The sequence below is a fragment of the Sphingobium rhizovicinum genome (genome assembly GCF_042647625.1).
Lineage (GTDB): Bacteria > Pseudomonadota > Alphaproteobacteria > Sphingomonadales > Sphingomonadaceae > Sphingobium > Sphingobium rhizovicinum.
Window position 1 is genome coordinate 1,845,506 of sequence record NZ_JBHRVU010000004.1, and the last position, 20,945, is coordinate 1,866,450.

Here is a 20,945-nt window from a genome sequence, read left to right on the forward strand (position 1 = left end):
ACTGTGTCCCAAGCGATGCGATCGGGCGATCCGATCAGGCATGAGGCGCGATTTCATAAGGGGATCGATATACCGGCTGCGAGCGGTACGCCGGTCGTTGCTGCCGCTGACGGGGTGGTTGCCTTTGCCGGCGTGCGGCAGGGTTACGGCTTCACGGTGGAGATCACGCATCCTGGACATCGCCTTTCGAGATATGCCCATCTCGCGCGCCTTGCTGCGGTTCCAGGGCAGGGCGTCAGCGCAGCGACCGTCATCGGCTTTGTCGGGTCGAGTGGAAGGTCAACCGGACCACATCTGCATTTTGAATATTGGATCGGAGGACGGGCGGTTGACCCAGTGCCCTATTTTGCGCGTGCTTCGCCCCCGGCGCAGCCGACAGCTGCTGGCATGATCTCGCCGAAACAGCATCTGTCAGCTTATCAGAAGGGAACACTCTGGCTTCGGGCGACGCTGCCCGCTCGCGCAGGGCAGCCCGACGACCTGTCGCTCATCGTCCATAGTTCGCGTTTCGATCATCTCGGCGTAGCATTCACCTATGCCGATGGCGCGGTGGAGCGCCAGCATGTGCGCAGCGGTGATTTCGGGGCCCATTGGAGAGCCGGCGGACAGCTTGCCTTTCGCGCGCCGCGCCGCGACGCCGCGCTCACGGCCGTGACCCTGCGGTTCCGGCCCATGCCTGGGGACCGATCGGCCACCGGGTGACCGGCGCGATCGCCGATCGGAACCTGAGCGGCCTGGCCCGCGCCAATGTTGAGCTTCTGCTGGGCGAGGAGGATCTGGCACAGGCGGCGACCTGGCCGGACGACATGAAATCCGACCCGGCCGATTTCTGGCAGAAACAGGCCAGCCCCTGGCATTATGTGACCGTCCGCGAGGGCGACGCCTATATGAGCGCCGACGCGCCGCCCGAAGGCGATGCGATGACGGGCCTTGCTCGCTTCACGGCGACGCTGCGTGATCTTGCGGCCTCAATGGACGACAAGCGCCTCGCCCTGCGCTTCATTGTCCATATCATCGGTGACCTCCACCAGCCGCTTCATGCAGGCGTTGGCAATGACCGGGGCGGCAATGACGTGAAGCTGAGCTGGTTTGGCCGCCCGACCAATCTCCATTCGGTCTGGGACAGCGCCATGATCGAGCAGCGATCGCTATCCTATTCCGAACTTGCCGACTGGCTGTCGCGGGCGATCACGCCGCGTGAGATCATTGCCTGGGATGATCGCGATCCCAAGACCTGGATCCGCGAGAGCATCGCGCTGCGCAAGACCATCTATCCCACCGATACCAACCTGTCCTGGGACTATGCCTATCAGCACCGGCTCGCGCTTGATGATCGGCTGAAACATGCCGGTATCCGCATCGCCGCCTATCTCAACTGGATCTTCGAAAATCCTCAGGACCAGAACCGGGGCGAGGCCCGATCCGCGCACAAGCCCGCAAGGCGCAAATGACATGCCACGCGGCACGAACTCATCGGCATCCTGCTTGGCGATGATCCTTATCCCGTGCTGCGTGTCGCTGATGGCGGGGAATGGCGGCTCGATTGCAGCAGATCCTGCCGCCATCTTCTTGGCCGGCGGGTCCGGGTCGTGGGCATGAGATCCGATTTCGACATGCTAGACGTGGAACGGATCGAATCCGTCTGAGCATCAGAGACAGGCTGCTGGCCTTGTGCGTTCCGGTGCAAGCCGCGACAATCGCCTCTTGCCGCCGATCTTGATGGGGGTGATCTGCCAGGCTCAAGGTTCACGAGGGCGCGGCGCACGGCTTGCCCATTATCCATTGTGATCAGCTCAATGCCGATCTGGTGGAGCTTGCCTGTCGTGGACCACCGAAGTCGTGGACCACAGAAACTGGGTGGCCAGAGGCCCCCAAACTGATGTTCCAGGTAAAATAGGAAGCGCATAAGCGGGCATGGAGCGCTATCTGAGGGGGCATTTCGTTCATGCGATTTGACCGGTCCTGGAACTATATGGTCCAGCGCTGCATCGCCAGTTGCGGGCGTCGATGCTGTTGCTGCTCTTAGGCTTCCGCGAGGCTCAGGCACGAGTTTCCCTTCCCGGCTGACGATTGTCCGCCTGTACATTTCGAGATGCGCCGTTCGTCTATCGCCGGGCGAACAGATCCATGTTCGCATCGCCCCATGCCTTGAGTGCCTCGATTATCGGCAGAAGGGTGCCTCCACGCTCGGAAAGACGATATTCCACCCGAGGCGGCACCTGCACGAATATCTCCCGCTCGATCAGTCCGTCCGCTTCCAGTTCGCGCAGCTGGTTGGTCAGCATGCGCTGCGTCACGCTCCCACTGCGTCGACGCAGTTCGTTGAAACGAACCGGCCCGTCCTGGAGATGATAGAGGATCACGGCTTTCCACTTGCCATCGATCAGGCTGATGGCGGCCTCCACCGCGCAGCCAGGCGCGCAATCGAGGCGAGAATGGCGGGACTTGACCAATTTACGGTATCCTTTTTGATACTATAGGCAGATTTTGTGCGTATCGCATGAAACGGCACTGCCACCACATAGGGACGGCAACTGCAAAAGGAAGCATTCTCATGCGTGCCATCGCCTATCATAATCCCGGTTCCATCGATCGGTCCGACGCCCTCCTGGATGTCGACCTTACTCGTCCCGCTGCCACTGGTCGCGATCTGCTGGTTGCGGTGCAGGCGGTATCGGTCAATCCCGTTGATACCAAGGTCCGCGCCGGCGCTCCGCCATTTGATGGCCGGGCGGAGCGCATATTGGGGTGGGACGCGGCAGGCATCGTCGAAGCCGTCGGGCCCGGTGTCACGTGGTTCAAGGCCGGCGATCGCGTCTTCTATGCCGGCAATATCGCCCGCGACGGCAGCAATGCCCAATATCAGCTTGTCGATGAGCGCATCGTTGGCCACGCGCCTTCCACGCTCTCGGCAGCACAGGCGGCCGCATTGCCGTTGACGGCCATCACTGCCTGGGAAACATTGTTCGATCGGCTGCGGGTGCAGGACAAGGCCGGGACAGAGCCTGCCGCCATCCTGATCATCGGCGGCGCGGGCGGCGTCGGGTCGGTGGCGATCCAGATCGCGCGGGCGCGCACGGATCTCACGATCATCGCCACGGCATCACGTCCCGAAACGCAGGACTGGGTCCGCAGCCTTGGCGCGCATCATGTCATCGACCATAGCCAGCCCATGGCCGCGCAGATCGCGGCTCTCGGGCTTGATGCACCAGCCTTCGTCTTCTCGACCACCCATACCGACCGGCATCTGGCCGATATTGCCGATCTGATCGCACCGCAGGGGCGCTTCGCGCTTATCGACGATCCTGCAAGCCTCGACATTATCGCTTTCAAGCGGAAGGCCGTGTCGGTGCATTGGGAGCTGATGTTCACCCGGTCGCTCTTCGACACAGCCGATGTCGCAGAACAGGGACAGCTGCTCGAGGCGGTTTCTGCGCTGGTGGATCAAGGGGCGATCCGCACGACGCTGACGCAGACAATGTCACCGATCAATGCGGCCAATCTGATCGCGGCGCATCGTCAGATCGAAAGCGCAACCACGCGGGGCAAGATCGTGCTGGAGGGATGGGATCATGACTGATGCGGCTGGCGATGCCACCGTCCACCTCGTCGCGCGCCTGGTGCCGCGGGCCGGCAAGGCGGATGACCTCCTGCAAGCCGTGCTGGCGATATTGCCACAGGTCCGTTCAGAACCCGGCTGCATCGCCTATCTTGCCCATGCGAGCCGGGATGAGCCGGGCGTGATTGTCATGATCGAGACATGGGCGGATCAGGCCGCGCTGGACAGCCATGCCACCGCTCCGGCCTTTACCGGACTTGCCGCTCGGTTTGCAGACCTGCTCGGCGCGCCGCCATCGCTGGAACGGTTGCAGCACATCGGTTGAACGGAAGCCTCAGGCCGTGCGCATCAGCCGACGCAGCGCCTGGGGCGGCTGTCCATAATTGCGCATGAACACCTCGCGCATGCGGCGCAGATCGATGAACCCGACCTCACGCGCCACCGCTTCCAGGCTGTGGCGCGTGTCCTCCAGCAGAAGCCGGGCGGCCTCGAGCCGCAGCTGTTCAACCGCCTTGGCCGGCGACTGACCGGTCTCTGCGCGGAAGGCGCGGCTGAACTGGCGAGGGGAAAGGGCCGCGACATCCGCCAGTTCCTCGACCGTCAGCGGATTTTGCAGATGGCTGCGGGCATGAACGAGCGCCTTCTGGATGCGATCGCTGCTGGGAGCGAGGTCCAGCATCTCGCTATGCTGCGACTGTCCGCCTGCGCGGCGGTGATGCATCACCAGGCGACGCGCTACCGATCGCGCCACATCAGCCCCCAGATCCTTCTCCACCATGGCGACCACGACATCCAGGCCCGCCGTCAGCCCGGCCGACGTCCAGACGGATCCTTCATTGATGAAGATGCGATCCTCCTCGACCCGGACATCGGGAAAGCCGTCACGCATCATCCGCGCATAGGCCCAGTGCGTCGTGGCCCGCCGCCCATCGAGCAGGCCCATCTGCGCGAGCAGAAAGGCACCGGTGCAAAGCCCCGCAATACGGCGGGCGGGCAGGGCGGTGGCCTGGAGCACTGCCAGGGTCTCCGCGTCCTGGGGGGGCGGCGGCATCAGCCCCGCCATCAGCAGCAGCGTGTCGACCGGCCCGGCCTCACCAAGCGGGACAGTGGGGATTTCAAACCCGCTGGACGATGCGACCGGTCCGCCACCGACCGAATAGATGCCCAGCGTATAGAAAGCGTCTTCCACCACCACATTGGCCAGTTCGAACGCGGCCTGCGCGCCCAGGGCCAGAAACTGGAAGCCCGGCGTCAGCACCATCGCGACATGCGGCATCTCTTCATCTCCCTATGTCCTGAATCATGTCGTTATACGTCATTTAAGACAAGGTCCATCCTATCCATAAAGGGGGTGTCGAAAGCCACCGACTGCTTCTTGCAAAAGGAACCATCCCATGTCCCATGGCACTGCCCTCATCACCGGCGCATCCAGCGGGATCGGCGCCATCTATGCCGATCGCCTGGCTCGCCGCGGTCATGACCTGATCCTGGTCGCCCGCAATCAGAGCAAGCTGCAATCGCTTGCCGCCAGGCTCTCGGACGAAACCGGCCGCGCGGTCGAGATTATCGCGGCCGACCTTGGCGACAGCGCCGACCTTGCCCGGGTCGAGGCGGTGCTGCGCAGCGACGCGAGCATCACGATGCTGATCAACAATGCTGGGGTAGGCACGCACAGCAGCCTGCTCGAAAGCGATGTGGATCGCATGGAGGCGATGGTCCGCCTCAATGTCACTGCCCCCATGCGGCTGGCCTATGCCATCGCGCCCGCCTTTGTGGCGCGCGAACGGGGCGCGATCATCAACATCGCATCGATCGTGGCCATTACGCCTGAAACACTGAACGGCGTCTATGGCGGTTCGAAGGCGTTCGTTCAGGCCTTCAGTCAGTCGCTCCACAAGGAACTGGCCGACAAGGGCATCCGTATCCAGTCGGTCCTGCCTGGCGCGACTGCCACCGACTTCTGGGCAATTGGCGGCCTTCCGGTCGAAAATCTGCCCACGGAAATCGTCATGCGGGCCGAGGACATGGTCGATGCTGCGCTGGTCGGGTTCGACCGCGGCGAGACCAGCACGATCCCTGCGCTCGCGGACATCGCTCTGTGGGATGCGTTCGAAGCCGCCCGTGCCGCCCTTGCCCCCCAACTGTCCGCCAGCGCGCCGGCCGCCCGTTTCGGCCTCGCCGGGCGCGCAGCGGCCTGAATTTTCCCACCTGAACTCTTTCCCAAAGGAACAAGATCATGTCGACCATCGCTCTTCTTGCCGACCCCGATGTCACGCCCGACACCGCCGCCATCTTCCGCGAGGCGAAGGCCCGCATGGGCAAGGTGCCAAACCTCCTGCGCGTCATGGCGCAGGCCCCTGCCGTGCTGGATGTCTACTGGGATGGGCGCGGCGCGCTTGGTCAGGGCGTGCTTCCCGCAAAGGTTCAGCAACAGATCGCCATTGCCGTCGCGGCGGCCAACGGGTGCGACTATTGTCTGGCGGCACACACCGGGGCCGGACGCGCGGCGGGCCTGTCTGCGGTCGACCTTGCCGATGCACAGCGTGGCGAGGCCAGTGATGGCCATGCAGCGGCGATCCTGGCGCTCGCGCTGGACGTGAACGCTGCTCATGGTCGCGCTGGCCCGGATATTCTGGATCAGGCCCGTGCTGCGGGCCTGAACGACGCCGAGATACTGGAGACGATCGCCCATGTCGCGATCAGCATCCTCACCAACAGCATCAACAATATCGTCGGCACCAGCCTCGATTTCCCGCGCGTCGCACGCGTCGGAACGGTCGGCGCCTGATCCTGAAACGCCCGATCCTGAACATTAGAGACAAGGACAAGATCCATGAAACTCACCGGCAACACCATCTTCATCACGGGCGGCACCAGCGGCATCGGTCGGGCCCTCGCCGAGGCGCTGCACAAGCGCGGCAACCAGGTCATCATTTCCGGGCGGCGCCGTGCGCTGCTGGATGCCGTCACGGCTGCCAATCCCGGCATGGCTGCGATCGAACTGGACATCACCGATCCCATCAGCATCGACCGTGCAGCCCAAGCGATCATGCGCGATTTTTCGGCAACCAATGTGCTGCTCAACAATGCCGGGATCATGCCGTTCGATGATGCGGCTGCGCAAATCGACGATGATATGGCGCAGGGCCTGCTCACCACCAATCTGCTGGGGCCGATCCGTATGACGTCGGCGCTGATCGAGCATCTCAAGGCTCAGCCTGAGGCGACCATCCTCTATACCAGCAGCGTGCTTGCCTTTGTCCCGCTCGCGACCAACGCCATCTATTCGGCTACCAAGGCTGCGCTGCATTCCTACGCCCTGTCCCAGCGGTTCCAGCTTCGTGACACCGGCGTGCGGGTCCAGGAGATCGCCCCGCCATGGGTCGATACTGATCTTATCTACAGGAGCGGAGATCCGCGCGCGGTGCCGCTGGACGACTTCATCGAACAGACAATGGTGGCGCTTGGCAGCGATGATTTCGAAATTCTCGTCGATGCGGTCAAGCCGCTGCGTGACAATCCGGGCGCGCAGGAACATGCGCTCGTCCACGCCTTCAATCAGAGCGTTGCGGATAATCCGATCCCGGTCGCGGCATGAAAATTAGAGGCGGGGCCGTCAAAGACTCCGCTTCTCGCTTCGACCCCGATGAGATGGTGAGGCCTTGATTTCACGCCCTGATGGCAGGCCGCCAGATGTCGTATTCCTGGCTCCTGGAAACCAGTCGTCCATAAACGCTTTCGACTGGCGATGTCCCATTGGTGGCAACTCAGGGGGCACGTCACTCTCAAACAGTGACTGCAACTGAGCGAGCCAATCTTAAAAAAGAGCTGGAAAGCAACCCTAGTCTAAGCTAGATGCGCGCCCCTGGGCGGGTGGCCGAGTGGTTTAAGGCAGCGGTCTTGAAAACCGCCGTAGGTGCAAGTCTACCGTGGGTTCGAATCCCACCCCGCCCGGTTCATCTGGAGGATTCAAGGTAATACCTGATGAAATCTTCTATATTTTTGCTATCAACAATTTTGTCACCACCCGGTCTACGAGCTCGATTAAATATACCTTCCGCCCTTACTTCTATCCCGATCTTGCCGACTTCATCCAAAACGTTAGAAAACGCCATAAGTATTGGTTTGAACTCGTCTTCGTTATCGTGATTCTGGGAAGTTTTGCTAGGCAAGCGCTCACGATTGTCGGAAATGCTGCCATTTGAGATAGCTTGCGTCAGACGGCAAATCTCGCGGCGCAAGTTGGCATTTTCCGTTTCCAACGCTGCGATGCGGGTATCTTTTCCTTGGTCAGACTGATCAATTGCTCGCACTCCTAGTCCGGGCTGTTGAAGCACGTGTTCGTCAATCAGGGCCCTGTATCTTTTGTTTCGCATCAGACGGCCCACACTAACGCCAACCTGGGGCGCAAGGAAAGCGGCGACTTCCGTTGGCGAAAACCATCTGCGGCCTCGACAAGAGTCGAGCTCAAACTGGATTTTTGCATGTGCCTCAGACATGATCGCCTCACGGTAGCTCGCGCCGTTCGAAGATCCCTTAGGGGCACCCATATTTAATAACGCTCGAGAAGTTTTAGGGGGCTAACAGCGTTGTTTTCAATCAATATCTCGCTGCATCGTGCTACGACCTCTTGCATCGTTATTCCTGACATTCGAGAGTAACTGGCGAGGAATCCCGAAACCGACCGAATTGGATCATCGAGATACAATTCCGAAATTTCTTCGACGATATTTTTCAATAGGTCGGATGACATAATTTTTTGCCGAAATAACTCTGCGCGAAGTCGCAGCGACTCGTCTTCCAAAGCCGGATATTCATGTGCCTCGATGATGGATAGCAACAGCTTGTCTCGTGCCGACGATGGCCCAACTACCCGCTCGAGATGTAAGCGAACGAGATCCGGGTCGCCTGCTTCGATGAACTTGCCATTAGCCCTCACTGCATGGAGATGAGCACAGAGCATATCTTCCGTCAAAATCCAGCCAACAAGCTCATCCGCCACAACAGCTAGTTCATCATATGCATTCTGGGCATCAGTGACACTGTCCGTCCGCAATCTCAGTTTGTCATACTTGTCGTAGAGAAACTCGGCGGAGCGGAACATCTGGCGGATCTTTGCAGCAATCGCTGGAAGATGGTCCACGGATTTGCAGGCTAGCGGGCAGGAGCCGCACCTCAATCTCCCCCTCGCGGCCACAATCACTTCTTCGGGACATTGCTCGCCAACAGGGCAAATGTGGGTTTCCCGAAACACCAATCTCGCCGCGGGGCTTTTTCTTAGCAGCGCCAGGCCTTCATATTCGCCTTCGACCGCGCGCTTGAGCTGCATCAAGGATATCACCCCAAATTTATGGAGAGCTTCCCCGAGGTCCTTACTAAACGCTTGGCTCAAGGCCGAGTTTTTGCTTGCTGCATGCAGGTAAGCTGGTCCGCTGTCGATTGTTGGTCGTGGCGGGATGTTACCAGTTTCTACCGCGTTATTAGCAAATAACAGCTTGTCATCTAGATCGTTGGTGTCTGGTTTGTTGTAGTACCAAGTTGAGGCTACACTCTCATGGCCTACAAGCTTCGCAATATCAGCTATATCAAGCACTTTTGACATATTGCTGACGAAGGACCCCCGAAGCGCATGAGGAGTATGTATCGCCCTAAGCTTCCCTGGGCTATTCACCGAGGAAGATGTTGTCAGTTCAACATCGCCGCCAATTACTGGATGAAAGCGCTCCATATGAGCACACAAGCCGATCCATTTCAGGGCGTAAGAACTGTCGTTGAACGGCAATCTCGTTTCTGGGTTTCGAAACAGCGGGAGCAAGTGCTCGAAACGAGTGAAAGCGCGCCCCTCATAAGTAACATCTACATCGTCGACCTCAAGCGAAGCCTGAAATTCGGACTCTCGTTTTAGCATATCTGCTACACGATGTATTACGGGTACTACAAAACCATCATTTACCTTGTCGGTATTAACGTACAAAGGAAAAATCAATCCAGAATTACTACCGAAATAACGCGAAAAATTTCTACGACATAACCATTGCGAGCTTTGTAAACGCAATCCTGTCTCAAAAGAAAGGATAATCATCCGCAAAATTGATGCCGAAATCCTATTCTCTTTATGCAGAGGAGTTAAAATATCGAACGGAAATGATTTTACTGCAATGCACTTTTTCCCATCGTAATAAAATGGAACAAATCCAAACTCCTCAGAATCAATAATTTTATTTACCTTACCCTTTAACCCCATGAACTTTCGATAAAGTCGTTTCTCATCCATAAAACTCACAAGCGCTTCTGCGCAGTACAACCAATTTTTTATCGCAGATCCAGTTTTTTGGGAGATAATTTTTTTGGTCGTTTTCTGTGAACGCCTTCCAACGTCACGGGGGCTATCGAAAGAAATATTGATAGGATTGCGAAATGATCCACCTGCAATATCAGAATATGAATCGTCCGCGTAATTAATCTCTATGAACTCAAAGAATTTATTTATGCCTAGAATGACGGCCTTATCACTCGACACGGAATTCTGTCTTCCAGAAATAAACTGCAGGAGGGTTGGAAACAGTGATCCGCGATCATCCATATTTGCAATAAATTTTGAACGATTCATATATTTTGGAGATGCGGGGATATTACTTGAAAGTTCTTTGATATCTGCGGATGTGCAATTTATATCTAATGAATTATCGAGGTACATTGGAATACATACGGTCAGATAATCCGACAGAACCCGCAAGGGGCCTGTCTCCGCGCCGGACTCCAAGCCTAAGATAATTTTTCGATATTCTGCGTATTTATCGAACAGCATCGCCCAGCACCGTTGAGATTCCTCAGACATTCTGACTCGCAGCCATTGGTAGTAGTTCATATCCCTGAACCAACCAATCCGTGGAATGTTGGCGTATTCTCCTATACCCAAAGTATCTGGGGCAGACCTTGCTTGCTTTATGCGCGGAAGCTTCAATCGATTTTTGTCGGCCGTAGCTATTCTCTGCCTTCTCAGTTTTGCCCTTTCATCGAAGGCGGTTTCGACCTCTTCAAATGACCGCGCTTTGAAGAACGGATCAGAAAAATATAGGGCCAATCTGTAAACGTAGTCTGTAGATAAAATTTCATCATGGCCATCTCTGCCAACTAACGTATGCAGAAATATCATAACATCTTTGAAGCAATTCTTTCCAACATCAAGAAATCCTGATTCAATTGACCTTATATCGAAACAATCCTTTTCAGAAATGTCAGAAAAATTTTGCCAAGAGGTTGATGGTAGCCATCTGTGAACGTTATACCTAATTCGATGCACCAGAGATCTGCGCTTCTTGGAATTCGAAAGAAGATCTCGTCCATATTTTGACTTTGCAGTAGAAATGTACTCTGATTCATCACCATTGAAATATATACAGAAACGACCAATTTCGTTTAGATAAGGTTCTATATCAGAATTTGATAGTTGCCATGATTTATTGAGTCTATTTGGAAGTATTATGTTTCCGTTTGCCCACAATCCATATAGGCATATTCGGCAGAATTTCTTAAAGTGATCGCGATATTGAGCGCTAAAAATATTTTGTATACCAAGCTTTACGCAAATTTTATGTACAAATCCCGCCTGGTCCGGTTCGTTCATCGGTGTGAGAATGAAGCTTATCATATCATCTAAGTCGGACGGTTGGAATCCATGCGCATCGCTATCGTTGAACGCGCATGCGATGGTGAGGAATGAGGCATGTTCACGATCGCATAAGATTTGAGCGCGCTCTTCGAGAAACAGGGCGTGTGTCGCAGCCACCCATGAAATGTGGGCATCGAGCGCACTTGGATCGTGGACGATCACGGTATTGCCCACGTTGATCATGACGCGGTCAATCTTGCGGCCTCGGCGATATAGCGGGCTGCAATATGCTCGGGCAGTGATCGCCACCCATCGCGCGCTGGGTCGGCTTGCAATTCAGCGAAGATCAGTTTCCCTTCAAGAATGAGCCGGTCCTCACGTGCATAGTGGTCGGTAGAAGTGATTGATTGGTGTCCCATCAGGTATTGGACCTCGGCCTTTGACAGGCCGTACCCCCCCGGGACTGGCATATAATTGAGCATGTAGACCCCGAAGAGGTGCCTCAGTGAGTGCAGCACCCAGGTGCCTCCCGGGCTGGGGTGGATTATAGTTGCGCGCTTGCAGGCCGCCTTGAACGACTTCAGGCGCCCGGTGTCAGATACCAAATGATATGGACGCCCCTGCATCCCAGGCAGGATGTCTTGAAGGACAAAAGGGTGCCCCGCATGGTGCTGATACTCGGTCTGGCGATAGGCCACTAACGTGTCGAATAACAGCCTCTTCAAAACGGGGATGATAGCCACATTTCTCGTGGTTCTACCCTTATCGCGCTCTAGGTAAGGTACGCCGAGCATTGCTAATCGATCCAAATCCGGAGCTGATATTGCTTGCCGCTCAAAGCTAATCTCTGCCCAAGTTATGTTCAGCGCCTCCGATGAGCGCAGCCCGGTAGACGCAAGCAGAACCCAAAACAGCCGATCGCGCTGACTCCGTGCTTCATTAAGTAAGGCTGGAAGCCGTTCAACAGGGAAGTCGAGGTATTTGTCGTAGCCACCGGTGCGCTTCGCACGCCCTCCTATTGCAGAGATCCGCCCCCCACTGCTCAGCGCCGAGGTTCTAATGTTTCCAGCAATTATGGATTTCGAACGTCGCGCATACATCTGCCGCGGACTGAGCTCGAAAGCATTCTCTGGAACGATGCCGCCTTTGGCTTGCGAGATGTCGAAAGGCTCGCGATCCATCCTTTGCGTGGAGTTGGAGAGCCTGAGAAATAGGTTGAGTGGTGCAGTTAGAGGTTGAGACTCGATCGGCGTGTAGCCAAATGTCGAAATGATGTTTGGCGCCCAATCTGCGATATCGTGGCCATCAATTTCAGACGATTTTTTGAAGGATCTGAAGTACGCCGGATTCTGTCGAATTGCACAGTAAATTTGGATTGCGTTATTTAATTTTATAATGTCTCGCGCGACAGGATATACACCGAGTTCGCTTAAGTAATCCAAGAATACCGATACAACCTCAAGGTACCTCTTAATAGTTGTCGCAGAATATTTCTGCGATATCAGATATTCAAGGTACCGGTTGAAGCTCGCGTCGACACTTCCATCGTCGCCGATAATTTTGAAATGTCCATGATGATTTATTATTATTTTGCTGAAGTTTCGCATAAATAATCCATCAGAAATTTAGTGGGATCGATAATATATTTTATCGTTCAATGTCAAGTTTGCGATTTAAGGAATAAATGTTGAAATTTCTAAATAGTTATTTTGCAATTGTTCCAGAATTTGGGATTTTAATATTTCACTAATAGGGAATTTTGCGCAAAATTTCCTCATGAGCCATTGCAAATATCTCTGGAATAACCGCAATTACCAATCAAGAATTCCGTAAGCCTTGGTGGAGGGTTTTTCATATTTGCGGCCAATCCCCCATAATGCACGACAACCCGTTGCGCTGGCGGGCGGTCTCAGGATCCATAATCCGGGTTTCGCACGTCGAAGGCTCGCAAGGCAGGCAATTTCAAACCAAGTGGGATCTGCATGGTGTGCTAGCGTTCGGCCGGTAGTTCTAGGAGTCCGTTTGGAAAATCAGGGGTGAACGTTTCGGCGTAGGAGATTCCCGCCCATGGCGACGAGGATCATGGCGTGCGAGACGTCGATGCGCTTCTCGTAATCGCGGACCAATCGGCGCCATCGGATCATCCAGCCAAAGGTCCGCTCAACGACCCATCGTCGGGGCAGAACTTTAAAGCCTTGCTGCTGATCGCTGCGTCGAATGACCTCGACGACGAAATCCAGATCGCTTGCCTTGTCCATGAGTTTGAGGCGGTCATAGGCGCCATCGGCGAAGAGATGTTTGATCCAGGGCCAGCGTTTGTGGATGCCATCGAGGATGGTCTGGGCACCTGCGCTGTCCGAAATGTCCGCAGTGGTCAGGTTGACCATCAGCAGCCGTCCATCGGTATCGACGGCGATATGCCGCTTGCGCCCGACAACCTTTTTGCCTGCGTCGAACCCACGCTTTTCTGCCGATGGCGCCTTGACCGACTGGCTGCCGATCACTGCTGCGCTCGGACTGGCCTCGCGCCCTTGGTGCTCGCGATCGAGCATCAGTTCGATGTCGTGGATTGTCTGGAACAGGAACCTGCGAACCAGTTCCCGGAACCAGCCATAAACTGTCTGCCATACCCCGAAATGGATCGGAAGCATCCGCCAGCCACAGCCCGACCGAACAAGGTAGCGCACGGCATTGATGACCTCGCGAAAATCCACCTCGCGTGGACGGCCCCGGCGCCCCGGCTTGGGCATCAGGGGCGCTAGGCGATCCCATTCCTCATCGGTTAGGTCACTGGGATAGCGCTTCGTCTTCTTGGCAATCTGAGCCATGCGCCCTCGGCTCTGATGGGTCCACATCCAGAGCCTGAATCAGGCGCAGAGCCTCGCGACAACCCCCGCCAGCGATTTTCCAAACAGCCTCTAAGGGTTTTGATCACGCCTATACCGCAGTCAGGCCGGCGGTCGGGCCGCAGATTCCTTTGTTGACACAGGAGTACCTGTTTCTGGTTGCCGGAGTTCGCGCTGGCGCAATCATAAGCCGCTGTGAAAGAAGGCGGTAGTTAATCCGCAGGCGCTGTCGGTTCAGATAAGAACCCACGGTGAGCGTAAACCCACGGCGGTTTTCAAGACCGCTGCCTTAAACCACTCGGCCACACTTCCGTTGCCCGCTTCCTAGCGTCATTGGCGCGGTTGCCAAGCGTTAAATCGCCGATGGATCGGTTCGTCGCCTTCCTTGACCGGGCACGGCAAGAAGGGGTTTCATCTGCCATATTGCCTGTGCCACAAAAGGATATGGGAGATTCTTTGCGTACATCCGTCCTGTCTTTGTTGCTCGGAGTGGCGACCGTTACCGTCGGGAGCCTGGCCCTTGGTCCCGCGCAGGCGCAGGATAGCGCGGATTTCCGCAGCTATCTGGAGAGCCTGCGGCCCAAGGCGCGGGCCATGGGGATCAGCAATGCGACGCTGGACAGCGTCTTTCCTTCGCTGACGCCCAATCAGCGCGTCATCCAGTTGGATCAGAGCCAGCCGGGCGGCGGCGCCTATTCCCCCATTCCGAATTTCGAACCCTATCGCCGGCAACATGTCGACGCCGCGCGTATCAGCCGGGGGCGCACCGCCTATCAGGCGAACCGCGCGCGGCTGGCCCGGATCGAAGCGGAAACCGGCGTGCCCGAGGAAATCATGGTCGCCATTTTTGGTCATGAAACCAACTATGGTTCCTATACCGGCGATTTCGACCTGATCCGGTCGCTGGCGACGCTCAGCTGGGAAGGTCGGCGGCGATCGCTGTTCGAGCCGGAATTGCTGGCGACGCTCAAGATGCTGGACAATGGCGTGCCGCGCAGCCGATTGGTCGGCAGCTGGGCGGGGGCGACGGGCTACCCCCAGTTCTTGCCGTCCGTCTATCTGCGCATTGCCAAGGATGGCGATGGGGATGGCAAGGCCGATATTTGGACCAGTGAAGCCGACGCGCTGGCCTCCATCGCCAATTATTTCGTCCAGTCGGGCTGGCGGCGCGGCCAGCCATGGGGCATCGCCGTCAATGTGCCGTCCGGGTTCAATCGCGCGGCTGTCACGGCCAAGACCGAGCCGGCGCGCTGTCCGCGGGTGTTCAACCGGCACAGCCGCTGGCTGACGATGGCAGAATGGCGCAAACTGGGTATTTTCCCTAGCAGCGGCGTGTGGCCGGCCGACACGATGCTGGCGACGCTGCTGGAACCGGACGGGCCGGGCAAGACCGCCTATCTGCTCACCAGCAACTATCGGGTGATCCTGGATTATAATTGCTCCAACTTCTATGCCTTGTCGGTGGGATTGCTGGCGGATGCTGTCAAACAATAAGCGGGTGGCGATCGCTGCCGTGATAATGGCGCTGCCCGGGGGCGGGGCGCTGATGGCGCAGCCGCGCCAGCCCGCTGCGATGGTTGCGGATGGGCCGGCGCTGCTGGGCGCGCCTTTCACTGTCAATGGCACAAGCTACACGCCGGCGGACCCGGTCTATTATGATGAGGTCGGCTATGCCGGCGTGATGGCGGATGGCAGTCAGAGCGGCGCCACCGCCACAGGTGAGGTGTTTGCCGCGTCCGCGATCACCGCCGCGCACAAGACGCTGCCCTTGCCCAGCTATGTCGAGGTGACGGCGCTGGATAGCGGCAAGACCATATTGGTGCGGGTCAATGATCGTGGCCCGATGCGAAACGATCAGCTGATCGCGCTGTCGCCAGGCGCCATCGCCCAACTGGGTGTTAGCGATCAAGGCCCTGTGGCCGTGCGGGTGCGCCGGGTCAATCCGCCCGAGCAGGAACGCGCGGCGCTGCGCGGACAGGGACGCGCTGCCGAGAGGCTGGAGACGCCAGCAAATGTGTTGAAGGTATTGCGCGGCAAATTGCCGGCAGTCCGTCCCTCTGCGCCGGCTTCCGCGGCCATCAAGGCAAAGGCGCCAGCGACGCCGGCCAAATCGGCTGCGCCAGCCAAGCCGATCGCGACGACGCGTCCGGGGGCGGATTTTGACCAGCCTGCGTCCGCGAAGACATCAAAGCCAGCGCCGCCCGCCGCCAAACCGGCGTTGCCGCCAAAATCGCCAGCGCCGAAACCGACGGCAACGGCGCCTTCGCCCGCGCCGTCACGCAAGGGCGGCTACGTCGTCCAGGTTGGCGCCTTTTCCGCGCAGGCCCGCGCCGAAGCGGCGGCAAAAAATGTCGGCGGGCGTGTCGAAGCCGCCGGCAACCTCTGGCGCGTGCGGCTTGGCCCCTATCCCACCCAGCAAGCTGCGCAGGCCGGTGTGCGGTCGGCCGCAGCCAAGGGCTTTGAGAATGCCCGCATCATGGCTAATGACGCGCAATAATGATCGCGGTTCGAGAGCGATTCCATCCCAAGTCGAAGGCAGTTTTCCGATGAAGAAAAGCGTTGCAGTCCTCCTTGCCGCCGGGCTGCTGGCCCAGCCGCTGATCGCCGCCGCGCCGCCCTACACCAGCGAAGCGCCGATCGCCTATATGAAGGACCTGTCGTCGGGCGCTGTCCTGTATGACAAGGGCGGCGAAACGCGCATGCCGCCGGCGTCACTGGCCAAGATGATGACGGCGCATGTCGCCTTCCGCCTGATCCAGAAGGGTGAGCTGAAGCTCGACACCAAATTTACCGTGCGCCCCGAAACCTGGAAGCAATGGCATGGGCCGCAGGCCGGATCGACCATGTTCCTGTCGGCCGGCGAGCAGGTGTCGGTGGAAAATCTGTTGCACGGCATTGTCACCCTGTCGGGCAATGACGCCTGCGTCGTGCTGGCGGAAGGCATTTCCGGGACGGAGCAGGCTTTCGTCGCGGCGATGAACGAGGAAGCCAAGCGGCTTGGCCTGAAGAACAGCCATTTCGGCACCAGCAATGGCTGGCCGGACGAAGGCGTGACCTATGTGACGGCCGAGGATCTGGCCAAGCTGGCCGAAGCGACGATCGTGGAGACGCCCGATCTCTACAAGCGCTTCTATGCGACGCGGGAGTTCACCTGGGGCAAGACGATGGGCGGCTCCGCCATCAATCAGGCGAACCGCAATCCCATTTTGGGCAAGATCCCTGGCGCTGATGGCCTGAAGACCGGGCATACCGAAGAAGCCGGTTTCGGCTTTACCGGTTCGGCCGAACAGGATGGCCGCCGTCTGGTGATGGTGGTCGCTGGCCTGCCGACCTTCAACGGCCGCATCACCGAATCTGTGCGCTTCATGGATTGGGGCTTTAAGGCGTGGAAGGCGCAGCCGCTGTTCAAGAAGGGGCAGACGGTCGAGACGGCTGAAGTCCAACTGGGCAGCGCGACGAGCGTGCCGCTGGTGGCGCCGCAGAATATGGCCGTCACTCTGCCCCGCACGGCATCGGCCAATGTGCAGGTGAAGGTCGTCTATACCGGCCCGATCAAGGCGCCGATCGCCAAGGGGCAGCAGATCGCCCAGCTGATCGTCCAGACCCCCGACACGCCGCCGCAGGTGCTGCCGCTGGTGGCGGGTGAAGATGTGGCCGAGGCCGGCATTTTCGGCCGGTTGTGGAACGGCCTGAAGTCGCTCTTCGCTTGACGCCCAAAATACCAGATAGCGGGCGGTTCATCACGCTGGAAGGCGGCGAAGGGGCGGGCAAATCGACGCAACTTCGCGCGCTGGCGGCTGGGCTGCGCGCGCGCGGACTGGAAGTGGTCGAAACCCGCGAGCCGGGGGGCAGCGAAGGGGCGGAGGCGATCCGCACCCTGTTGCTGACCGGCGGCGCAGACCGTTGGAGTCCGCGCGCCGAAGCGCTGCTGTTCGCGGCGGCGCGGGCGGATCATATCGAAAAGACGATCCGGCCGGCTTTGGCGCGCGGCGCATGGGTGTTGTCCGATCGGTTTCTGGATTCGAGCCGGGCCTATCAGGGGCAGGGCGCGCTGAGCGATAGCGATATTTTGACATTGCATCGGATCGGCAGCGCGGGATTTCTGCCCGACCGCACATTGCTGCTGACCTTGCCCGAGGCGGAAGCCACCGGCCGGGCCAAGGCGCGGGACGGCGATGCGGAAGATCGGATCGGCGGGCGGGCGAGCGATTTTCATCGGGCCGTGGCGGACGCCTTTGCCCAATTCGCTATGGACGAACCCGATCGCGTTCGCGCCGTCGATGCCGGCGGCACGGCGGACGTCGTGACGGCGCGCCTGATGGACGCGATCAAAGACCTGCTGCCATGACGTCATTGTTGGGGCATGACGCACAGGCCCGCACGCTGATCGACGCCGCCAGGAGCGGGCGGATGCATCATGGCTGGATATTGGCCGGACCCAGGGGCATCGGCAAGGGCAGCTTTGCGCGGGCCATGGCGATGCGCTTGCTGGCCGATGCGGCCGGGCCAGTTGTTGATGGCGAAGGCTTGTCCGTGCCGGAAAGCCATCCGATCCGTCGCCTGATCGAGGCGGCTGCTCATCCCGATTATGCCGAACTGGCGCCGCTGGAGAAGGAAACGGGCACGGCGCGCAACATCAGCGTGGATCAGGTGCGCGGGCTTGGGCGACTGATCCAGTCTGCACCCTCTTTGTCATCGCGGCGGGTGGTTGTGATCGACAGCGCGGACGATCTGGAGCGGGGCGCGGCCAATGCGCTGCTCAAGACTCTGGAGGAGCCGCCGGCGGACATGCTGTTCCTGCTGGTCAGCCATGCGCCGGGACGATTGCTACCGACGATCCGGTCGCGCTGCCGCACTTTGCGCTTCGATCCCCTGGATGCCGCGGCCATGCGGGCGGTGCTGAAAGCGACCGACGAAACCCTGTCGCCACAGGAGGTCGACGCGCTGGTGCTGGCGGGGCAGGGATCGCCGGGGCAGGCGTTGCGCTTTGCCGGCCTGAACCTGGCCGATATCGAGCAGGTGCTGGGGATGCTGGCGACGCAGGGCGATCCGGGCAATCGCCAGCGGCTGGCGCTGGCCAAGGCGCTGGCGCTCAAATCGGCAAAGCCGCGTTACGAAGCCTTTCTGGAACGCGCGCCCGCCTTCATTGCGCAAGCGGCGCGGACGCGGCAGGGGCCGGCCTTGGGGTTGGCGCTCGATCATTGGGAGAAAGCGCGGCATCTGGCCGGCGGGGCAGTGGTGCTGTCGCTCGATCCGGCGGCGGTCGTGTTCGAACTGGCGGGGCATGTCGCGGCGCTCGCGCCCACCCACGCATAAAAGCGGCTTTGCGCGGCCGGCAACAGCGGGTAGGGAGGCGGCATGTCGAAGCCTTTCACCATCACCACCGCCATTTCCTATCCCAATGGCCGTCCGCATATCGGCCATGCCTATGAAGTGATCGCCACCGACGCGGTCGCCCGGTTCCAGCGTATGATGGGCCGCGACGTCTTTTTCCAGACCGGCACTGATGAGCATGGGCTGAAAATGGCGCAGACTGCGCGGGGCCGCGGCATCGAGCCGCGCGAACTGGCCGATGAAATGGCCGGATATTTCAAGCAGATGAACGAGCGGCTTAACATCAGCCATGATCGTTTCATCCGCACCAGCGAGCCGGATCATCACGCCGCCAGCCAGGCGATCTGGCAGGCGATGGAGGCCAATGGCGATCTGTATCTGGGCCGTTACGAAGGCTGGTATTCGGTTCGCGACGAAGCTTTCTATGACGAGAAGGAAATCACCGAGGGGGAAGGGGGCGTCAAACTTTCGCCCCAGGGCACCCCGGTCGAATGGACGATCGAGGAAAGCTGGTTCTTCCGCCTGTCGGCCTATCAGGATCGGTTGCTGGCGCTGTATGAAAGCCAGCCCGATTTCATCCAGCCTGACAGCCGCCGCAATGAAATATTGCGCTTTGTCGAAGGCGGCCTGAGCGACCTAAGCGTATCGCGCACCAGTTTCGACTGGGGGGTGAAGGTGCCGGGATCGGACGGCCATGTCATGTATGTGTGGGTCGACGCGCTCACCAATTATCTGACCGGCTGCGGCTATCCCGACGATGCGGATCGGATGGCGCGCTATTGGGCCGAAGGTGGCGACATCACCCACATTATCGGCAAGGATATTGTGCGGTTTCACACCGTTTACTGGCCGGCCTTCCTGATAAGCGCGAAGCTGCCTTTGCCCAAACAGGTGTTCGGCCATGGCTTCCTGCTGAACCGCGGCGAGAAAATGTCGAAGTCGGTCGGCAATGTCGCCGATCCGATGGAACTGGCCGATCGGTTCGGCGTGGATCAGCTCCGATATTTCCTGCTGTCGGAAGTCACGTTCGGCAATGACGGCAGCTATAGCGCGGAAGCGATCGTCCAGCGCGCGAACAGCGATCTGGGCAATGCGTTTGGCAATCTGGCGCAGCGCACACTGAGCTTTATCGCCAAAAATCTGGACGGTCTTCTGCCGGCCATCCACGGCCATGATGCGGCGGACAATGAGCTTTTCGCGCTGCTGGACAAGACGATCCGCACCGATATGCCCGCCGCCTTCGCCGAACTGGCGCCGAGCGTGGCGATCGAGGCATGGCTGCGCGCCTGCTTTGCCTGCAACCAATATATCGATGCGCAGGCGCCCTGGGCGCTGCGCAAGACCGATGCCGAGCGGATGGAGACGGTGTTGGCGACGCTCTATATCGCCATCGCCCAGTTGGCGGTCGCGATCCTGCCGGTCATTCCTGCCAGCGCGACCGCGCTGCTCGACCATATGGGCGTCCCGACGGACAAGCGCAGCTATGAGGCGATCGGCGGTCATTGGTATTCGGCTTTGGCCGAAAGCGGTTTCGTGCTTGCCGCGCCCAAGCCGCTCTTCCCGCGTCTTGAACTGGCGGAAGCGGAAGTCTGAA

20 protein-coding genes and 1 tRNA gene are annotated in these 20,945 nt (G+C 58.9%); 15 read left to right on the top strand and 6 right to left on the bottom strand.

Annotated features, from left to right (window positions below; genetic code table 11):
- Nucleotides 1–3 precede the first annotated feature (3 nt).
- Genes ACFOKF_RS10175 through ACFOKF_RS10185 form a run of 3 tightly spaced genes read left to right on the top strand, consistent with a single transcriptional unit; the run spans nt 4 to nt 1,646 of the window.
- Complete coding sequence (locus ACFOKF_RS10175; RefSeq protein ID WP_380795446.1) at nt 4–702, top strand: M23 family metallopeptidase; 699 nt, start codon at nt 4–6, stop codon at nt 700–702.
- The gene (locus tag ACFOKF_RS10180) at nt 699–1,451 is read left to right on the top strand and encodes a S1/P1 nuclease (RefSeq protein WP_313231456.1); all 753 of its coding nucleotides are present in this window, start codon (nt 699–701) and stop codon (nt 1,449–1,451) included. Before ACFOKF_RS10175 ends, ACFOKF_RS10180 begins: the two co-directional genes overlap by 4 nt.
- A gap of 30 nt (nt 1,452–1,481) precedes the next feature.
- Nucleotides 1,482–1,646 carry a DUF5818 domain-containing protein gene (locus tag ACFOKF_RS10185; protein ID WP_313231479.1) on the top strand — a complete coding sequence of 55 codons (165 nt, stop codon included), beginning with the start codon at nt 1,482–1,484 and terminating at the stop codon, nt 1,644–1,646.
- Nucleotides 1,647–2,105: 459 nt separating this feature from the next.
- On the opposite strand, the gene ACFOKF_RS10190 is transcribed toward ACFOKF_RS10185, so the two are convergent.
- A complete protein-coding gene (locus ACFOKF_RS10190) occupies nt 2,106–2,453 on the bottom strand; it encodes a winged helix-turn-helix transcriptional regulator (protein WP_313231457.1) in 348 nt (115 codons plus the stop codon).
- Between the two features lie 101 nt (nt 2,454–2,554).
- On the opposite strand from ACFOKF_RS10190, the gene ACFOKF_RS10195 reads away from it, so the two are divergent.
- Nucleotides 2,555–3,580, top strand: a complete 1,026-nt coding sequence (locus ACFOKF_RS10195) for a zinc-binding alcohol dehydrogenase family protein (protein ID WP_380795448.1) — start codon at nt 2,555–2,557, stop codon at nt 3,578–3,580.
- On the top strand, nt 3,573–3,884 hold the full coding sequence (locus ACFOKF_RS10200) for a putative quinol monooxygenase (RefSeq protein WP_313231460.1): 312 nt from the start codon (nt 3,573–3,575) through the stop codon (nt 3,882–3,884). Before ACFOKF_RS10195 ends, ACFOKF_RS10200 begins: the two co-directional genes overlap by 8 nt.
- Before the next feature lie 9 nt (nt 3,885–3,893).
- On the opposite strand, the gene ACFOKF_RS10205 is transcribed toward ACFOKF_RS10200, so the two are convergent.
- Complete coding sequence (locus ACFOKF_RS10205) at nt 3,894–4,835, bottom strand: GlxA family transcriptional regulator (RefSeq protein ID WP_313231462.1); 942 nt, start codon at nt 4,833–4,835, stop codon at nt 3,894–3,896.
- A 118-nt stretch (nt 4,836–4,953) separates the two neighbouring features.
- On the opposite strand from ACFOKF_RS10205, the gene ACFOKF_RS10210 reads away from it, so the two are divergent.
- The 4 genes from ACFOKF_RS10210 (at nt 4,954) to ACFOKF_RS10225 (ending at nt 7,513) form a co-directional block, all read left to right on the top strand.
- Nucleotides 4,954–5,757, top strand: a complete 804-nt coding sequence (locus ACFOKF_RS10210; RefSeq protein WP_313231463.1) for an SDR family NAD(P)-dependent oxidoreductase — start codon at nt 4,954–4,956, stop codon at nt 5,755–5,757.
- Nucleotides 5,758–5,795: 38 nt separating this feature from the next.
- Nucleotides 5,796–6,347, top strand: coding sequence for a carboxymuconolactone decarboxylase family protein (locus ACFOKF_RS10215; protein WP_313231464.1), 552 nt, complete (start codon nt 5,796–5,798; stop codon nt 6,345–6,347).
- A gap of 45 nt (nt 6,348–6,392) precedes the next feature.
- Nucleotides 6,393–7,157: an SDR family oxidoreductase gene (locus ACFOKF_RS10220; RefSeq protein ID WP_313231466.1), complete on the top strand. Its 765-nt coding sequence runs from the start codon at nt 6,393–6,395 to the stop codon at nt 7,155–7,157.
- Nucleotides 7,158–7,426: 269 nt separating this feature from the next.
- Nucleotides 7,427–7,513 (top strand) — tRNA-Ser (locus tag ACFOKF_RS10225).
- 2 nt (nt 7,514–7,515) lie between these two features.
- Here ACFOKF_RS10225 and ACFOKF_RS10230 read toward each other — a convergent pair.
- The 4 genes from ACFOKF_RS10230 to ACFOKF_RS10245 form a co-directional block, all read right to left on the bottom strand.
- On the bottom strand, nt 7,516–8,058 hold the full coding sequence (locus ACFOKF_RS10230; protein ID WP_314717603.1) for a hypothetical protein: 543 nt from the start codon (nt 8,056–8,058) through the stop codon (nt 7,516–7,518).
- Nucleotides 8,059–8,111: 53 nt separating this feature from the next.
- Complete coding sequence (locus ACFOKF_RS10235) at nt 8,112–11,414, bottom strand: hypothetical protein (protein ID WP_380795450.1); 3,303 nt, start codon at nt 11,412–11,414, stop codon at nt 8,112–8,114.
- The gene (locus tag ACFOKF_RS10240; protein WP_380795451.1) at nt 11,411–12,778 is read right to left on the bottom strand and encodes a tyrosine-type recombinase/integrase; all 1,368 of its coding nucleotides are present in this window, start codon (nt 12,776–12,778) and stop codon (nt 11,411–11,413) included. The genes ACFOKF_RS10235 and ACFOKF_RS10240 overlap by 4 nt, the downstream gene beginning before the upstream one ends.
- Before the next feature lie 423 nt (nt 12,779–13,201).
- Nucleotides 13,202–14,026 (bottom strand): IS5 family transposase, encoded by an 825-nt coding sequence (locus ACFOKF_RS10245; RefSeq protein WP_314717269.1) that lies wholly within the window; start codon nt 14,024–14,026, stop codon nt 13,202–13,204.
- Between the two features lie 435 nt (nt 14,027–14,461).
- Between ACFOKF_RS10245 and ACFOKF_RS10250 the strand changes: the two genes are divergently transcribed.
- From ACFOKF_RS10250 to metG, 6 genes are read left to right on the top strand one after another with little or no spacing between them, the layout of a single operon-like run.
- Nucleotides 14,462–15,511 (top strand): lytic murein transglycosylase, encoded by a 1,050-nt coding sequence (locus ACFOKF_RS10250; protein ID WP_380795453.1) that lies wholly within the window; start codon nt 14,462–14,464, stop codon nt 15,509–15,511.
- Entirely contained in the window at nt 15,495–16,514 is a 1,020-nt protein-coding gene (locus ACFOKF_RS10255) for an RlpA-like double-psi beta-barrel domain-containing protein (RefSeq protein WP_380795455.1), read from the top strand. The genes ACFOKF_RS10250 and ACFOKF_RS10255 overlap by 17 nt, the downstream gene beginning before the upstream one ends.
- A 49-nt stretch (nt 16,515–16,563) precedes the next feature.
- Nucleotides 16,564–17,727 carry a D-alanyl-D-alanine carboxypeptidase family protein gene (locus ACFOKF_RS10260; protein WP_380795457.1) on the top strand — a complete coding sequence of 388 codons (1,164 nt, stop codon included), beginning with the start codon at nt 16,564–16,566 and terminating at the stop codon, nt 17,725–17,727.
- Nucleotides 17,724–18,365 carry a dTMP kinase gene (gene tmk, locus ACFOKF_RS10265; RefSeq protein WP_380795459.1) on the top strand — a complete coding sequence of 214 codons (642 nt, stop codon included), beginning with the start codon at nt 17,724–17,726 and terminating at the stop codon, nt 18,363–18,365. Before ACFOKF_RS10260 ends, tmk begins: the two co-directional genes overlap by 4 nt.
- Nucleotides 18,362–19,333, top strand: coding sequence for an AAA family ATPase (locus tag ACFOKF_RS10270; RefSeq protein ID WP_380795460.1), 972 nt, complete (start codon nt 18,362–18,364; stop codon nt 19,331–19,333). Before tmk ends, ACFOKF_RS10270 begins: the two co-directional genes overlap by 4 nt.
- A gap of 42 nt (nt 19,334–19,375) precedes the next feature.
- The gene (metG, locus tag ACFOKF_RS10275) at nt 19,376–20,944 is read left to right on the top strand and encodes a methionine--tRNA ligase (RefSeq protein WP_380795461.1); all 1,569 of its coding nucleotides are present in this window, start codon (nt 19,376–19,378) and stop codon (nt 20,942–20,944) included.
- Nucleotide 20,945 lies beyond the last annotated feature (1 nt).

Coding starts and splice junctions, on each gene's coding strand:
- ACFOKF_RS10230 (WP_314717603.1), bottom strand. CDS start 8,058: ATGTCTGAGGCACATGCAAAAATCCAGTTTGAGCTCGACTCTTGTCGA.
- ACFOKF_RS10240 (WP_380795451.1), bottom strand. CDS start 12,778: ATGCGAAACTTCAGCAAAATAATAATAAATCATCATGGACATTTCAAA.
- ACFOKF_RS10260 (WP_380795457.1), top strand. CDS start 16,564: ATGAAGAAAAGCGTTGCAGTCCTCCTTGCCGCCGGGCTGCTGGCCCAG.
- ACFOKF_RS10220 (WP_313231466.1), top strand. CDS start 6,393: ATGAAACTCACCGGCAACACCATCTTCATCACGGGCGGCACCAGCGGC.
- ACFOKF_RS10245 (WP_314717269.1), bottom strand. CDS start 14,026: ATGTGGACCCATCAGAGCCGAGGGCGCATGGCTCAGATTGCCAAGAAG.
- ACFOKF_RS10235 (WP_380795450.1), bottom strand. CDS start 11,414: ATGATCAACGTGGGCAATACCGTGATCGTCCACGATCCAAGTGCGCTC.
- ACFOKF_RS10195 (WP_380795448.1), top strand. CDS start 2,555: ATGCGTGCCATCGCCTATCATAATCCCGGTTCCATCGATCGGTCCGAC.
- ACFOKF_RS10200 (WP_313231460.1), top strand. CDS start 3,573: ATGACTGATGCGGCTGGCGATGCCACCGTCCACCTCGTCGCGCGCCTG.
- ACFOKF_RS10210 (WP_313231463.1), top strand. CDS start 4,954: ATGTCCCATGGCACTGCCCTCATCACCGGCGCATCCAGCGGGATCGGC.
- ACFOKF_RS10270 (WP_380795460.1), top strand. CDS start 18,362: ATGACGTCATTGTTGGGGCATGACGCACAGGCCCGCACGCTGATCGAC.
- ACFOKF_RS10205 (WP_313231462.1), bottom strand. CDS start 4,835: ATGCCGCATGTCGCGATGGTGCTGACGCCGGGCTTCCAGTTTCTGGCC.
- metG (WP_380795461.1), top strand. CDS start 19,376: ATGTCGAAGCCTTTCACCATCACCACCGCCATTTCCTATCCCAATGGC.
- ACFOKF_RS10255 (WP_380795455.1), top strand. CDS start 15,495: ATGCTGTCAAACAATAAGCGGGTGGCGATCGCTGCCGTGATAATGGCG.
- ACFOKF_RS10250 (WP_380795453.1), top strand. CDS start 14,462: ATGGGAGATTCTTTGCGTACATCCGTCCTGTCTTTGTTGCTCGGAGTG.
- ACFOKF_RS10215 (WP_313231464.1), top strand. CDS start 5,796: ATGTCGACCATCGCTCTTCTTGCCGACCCCGATGTCACGCCCGACACC.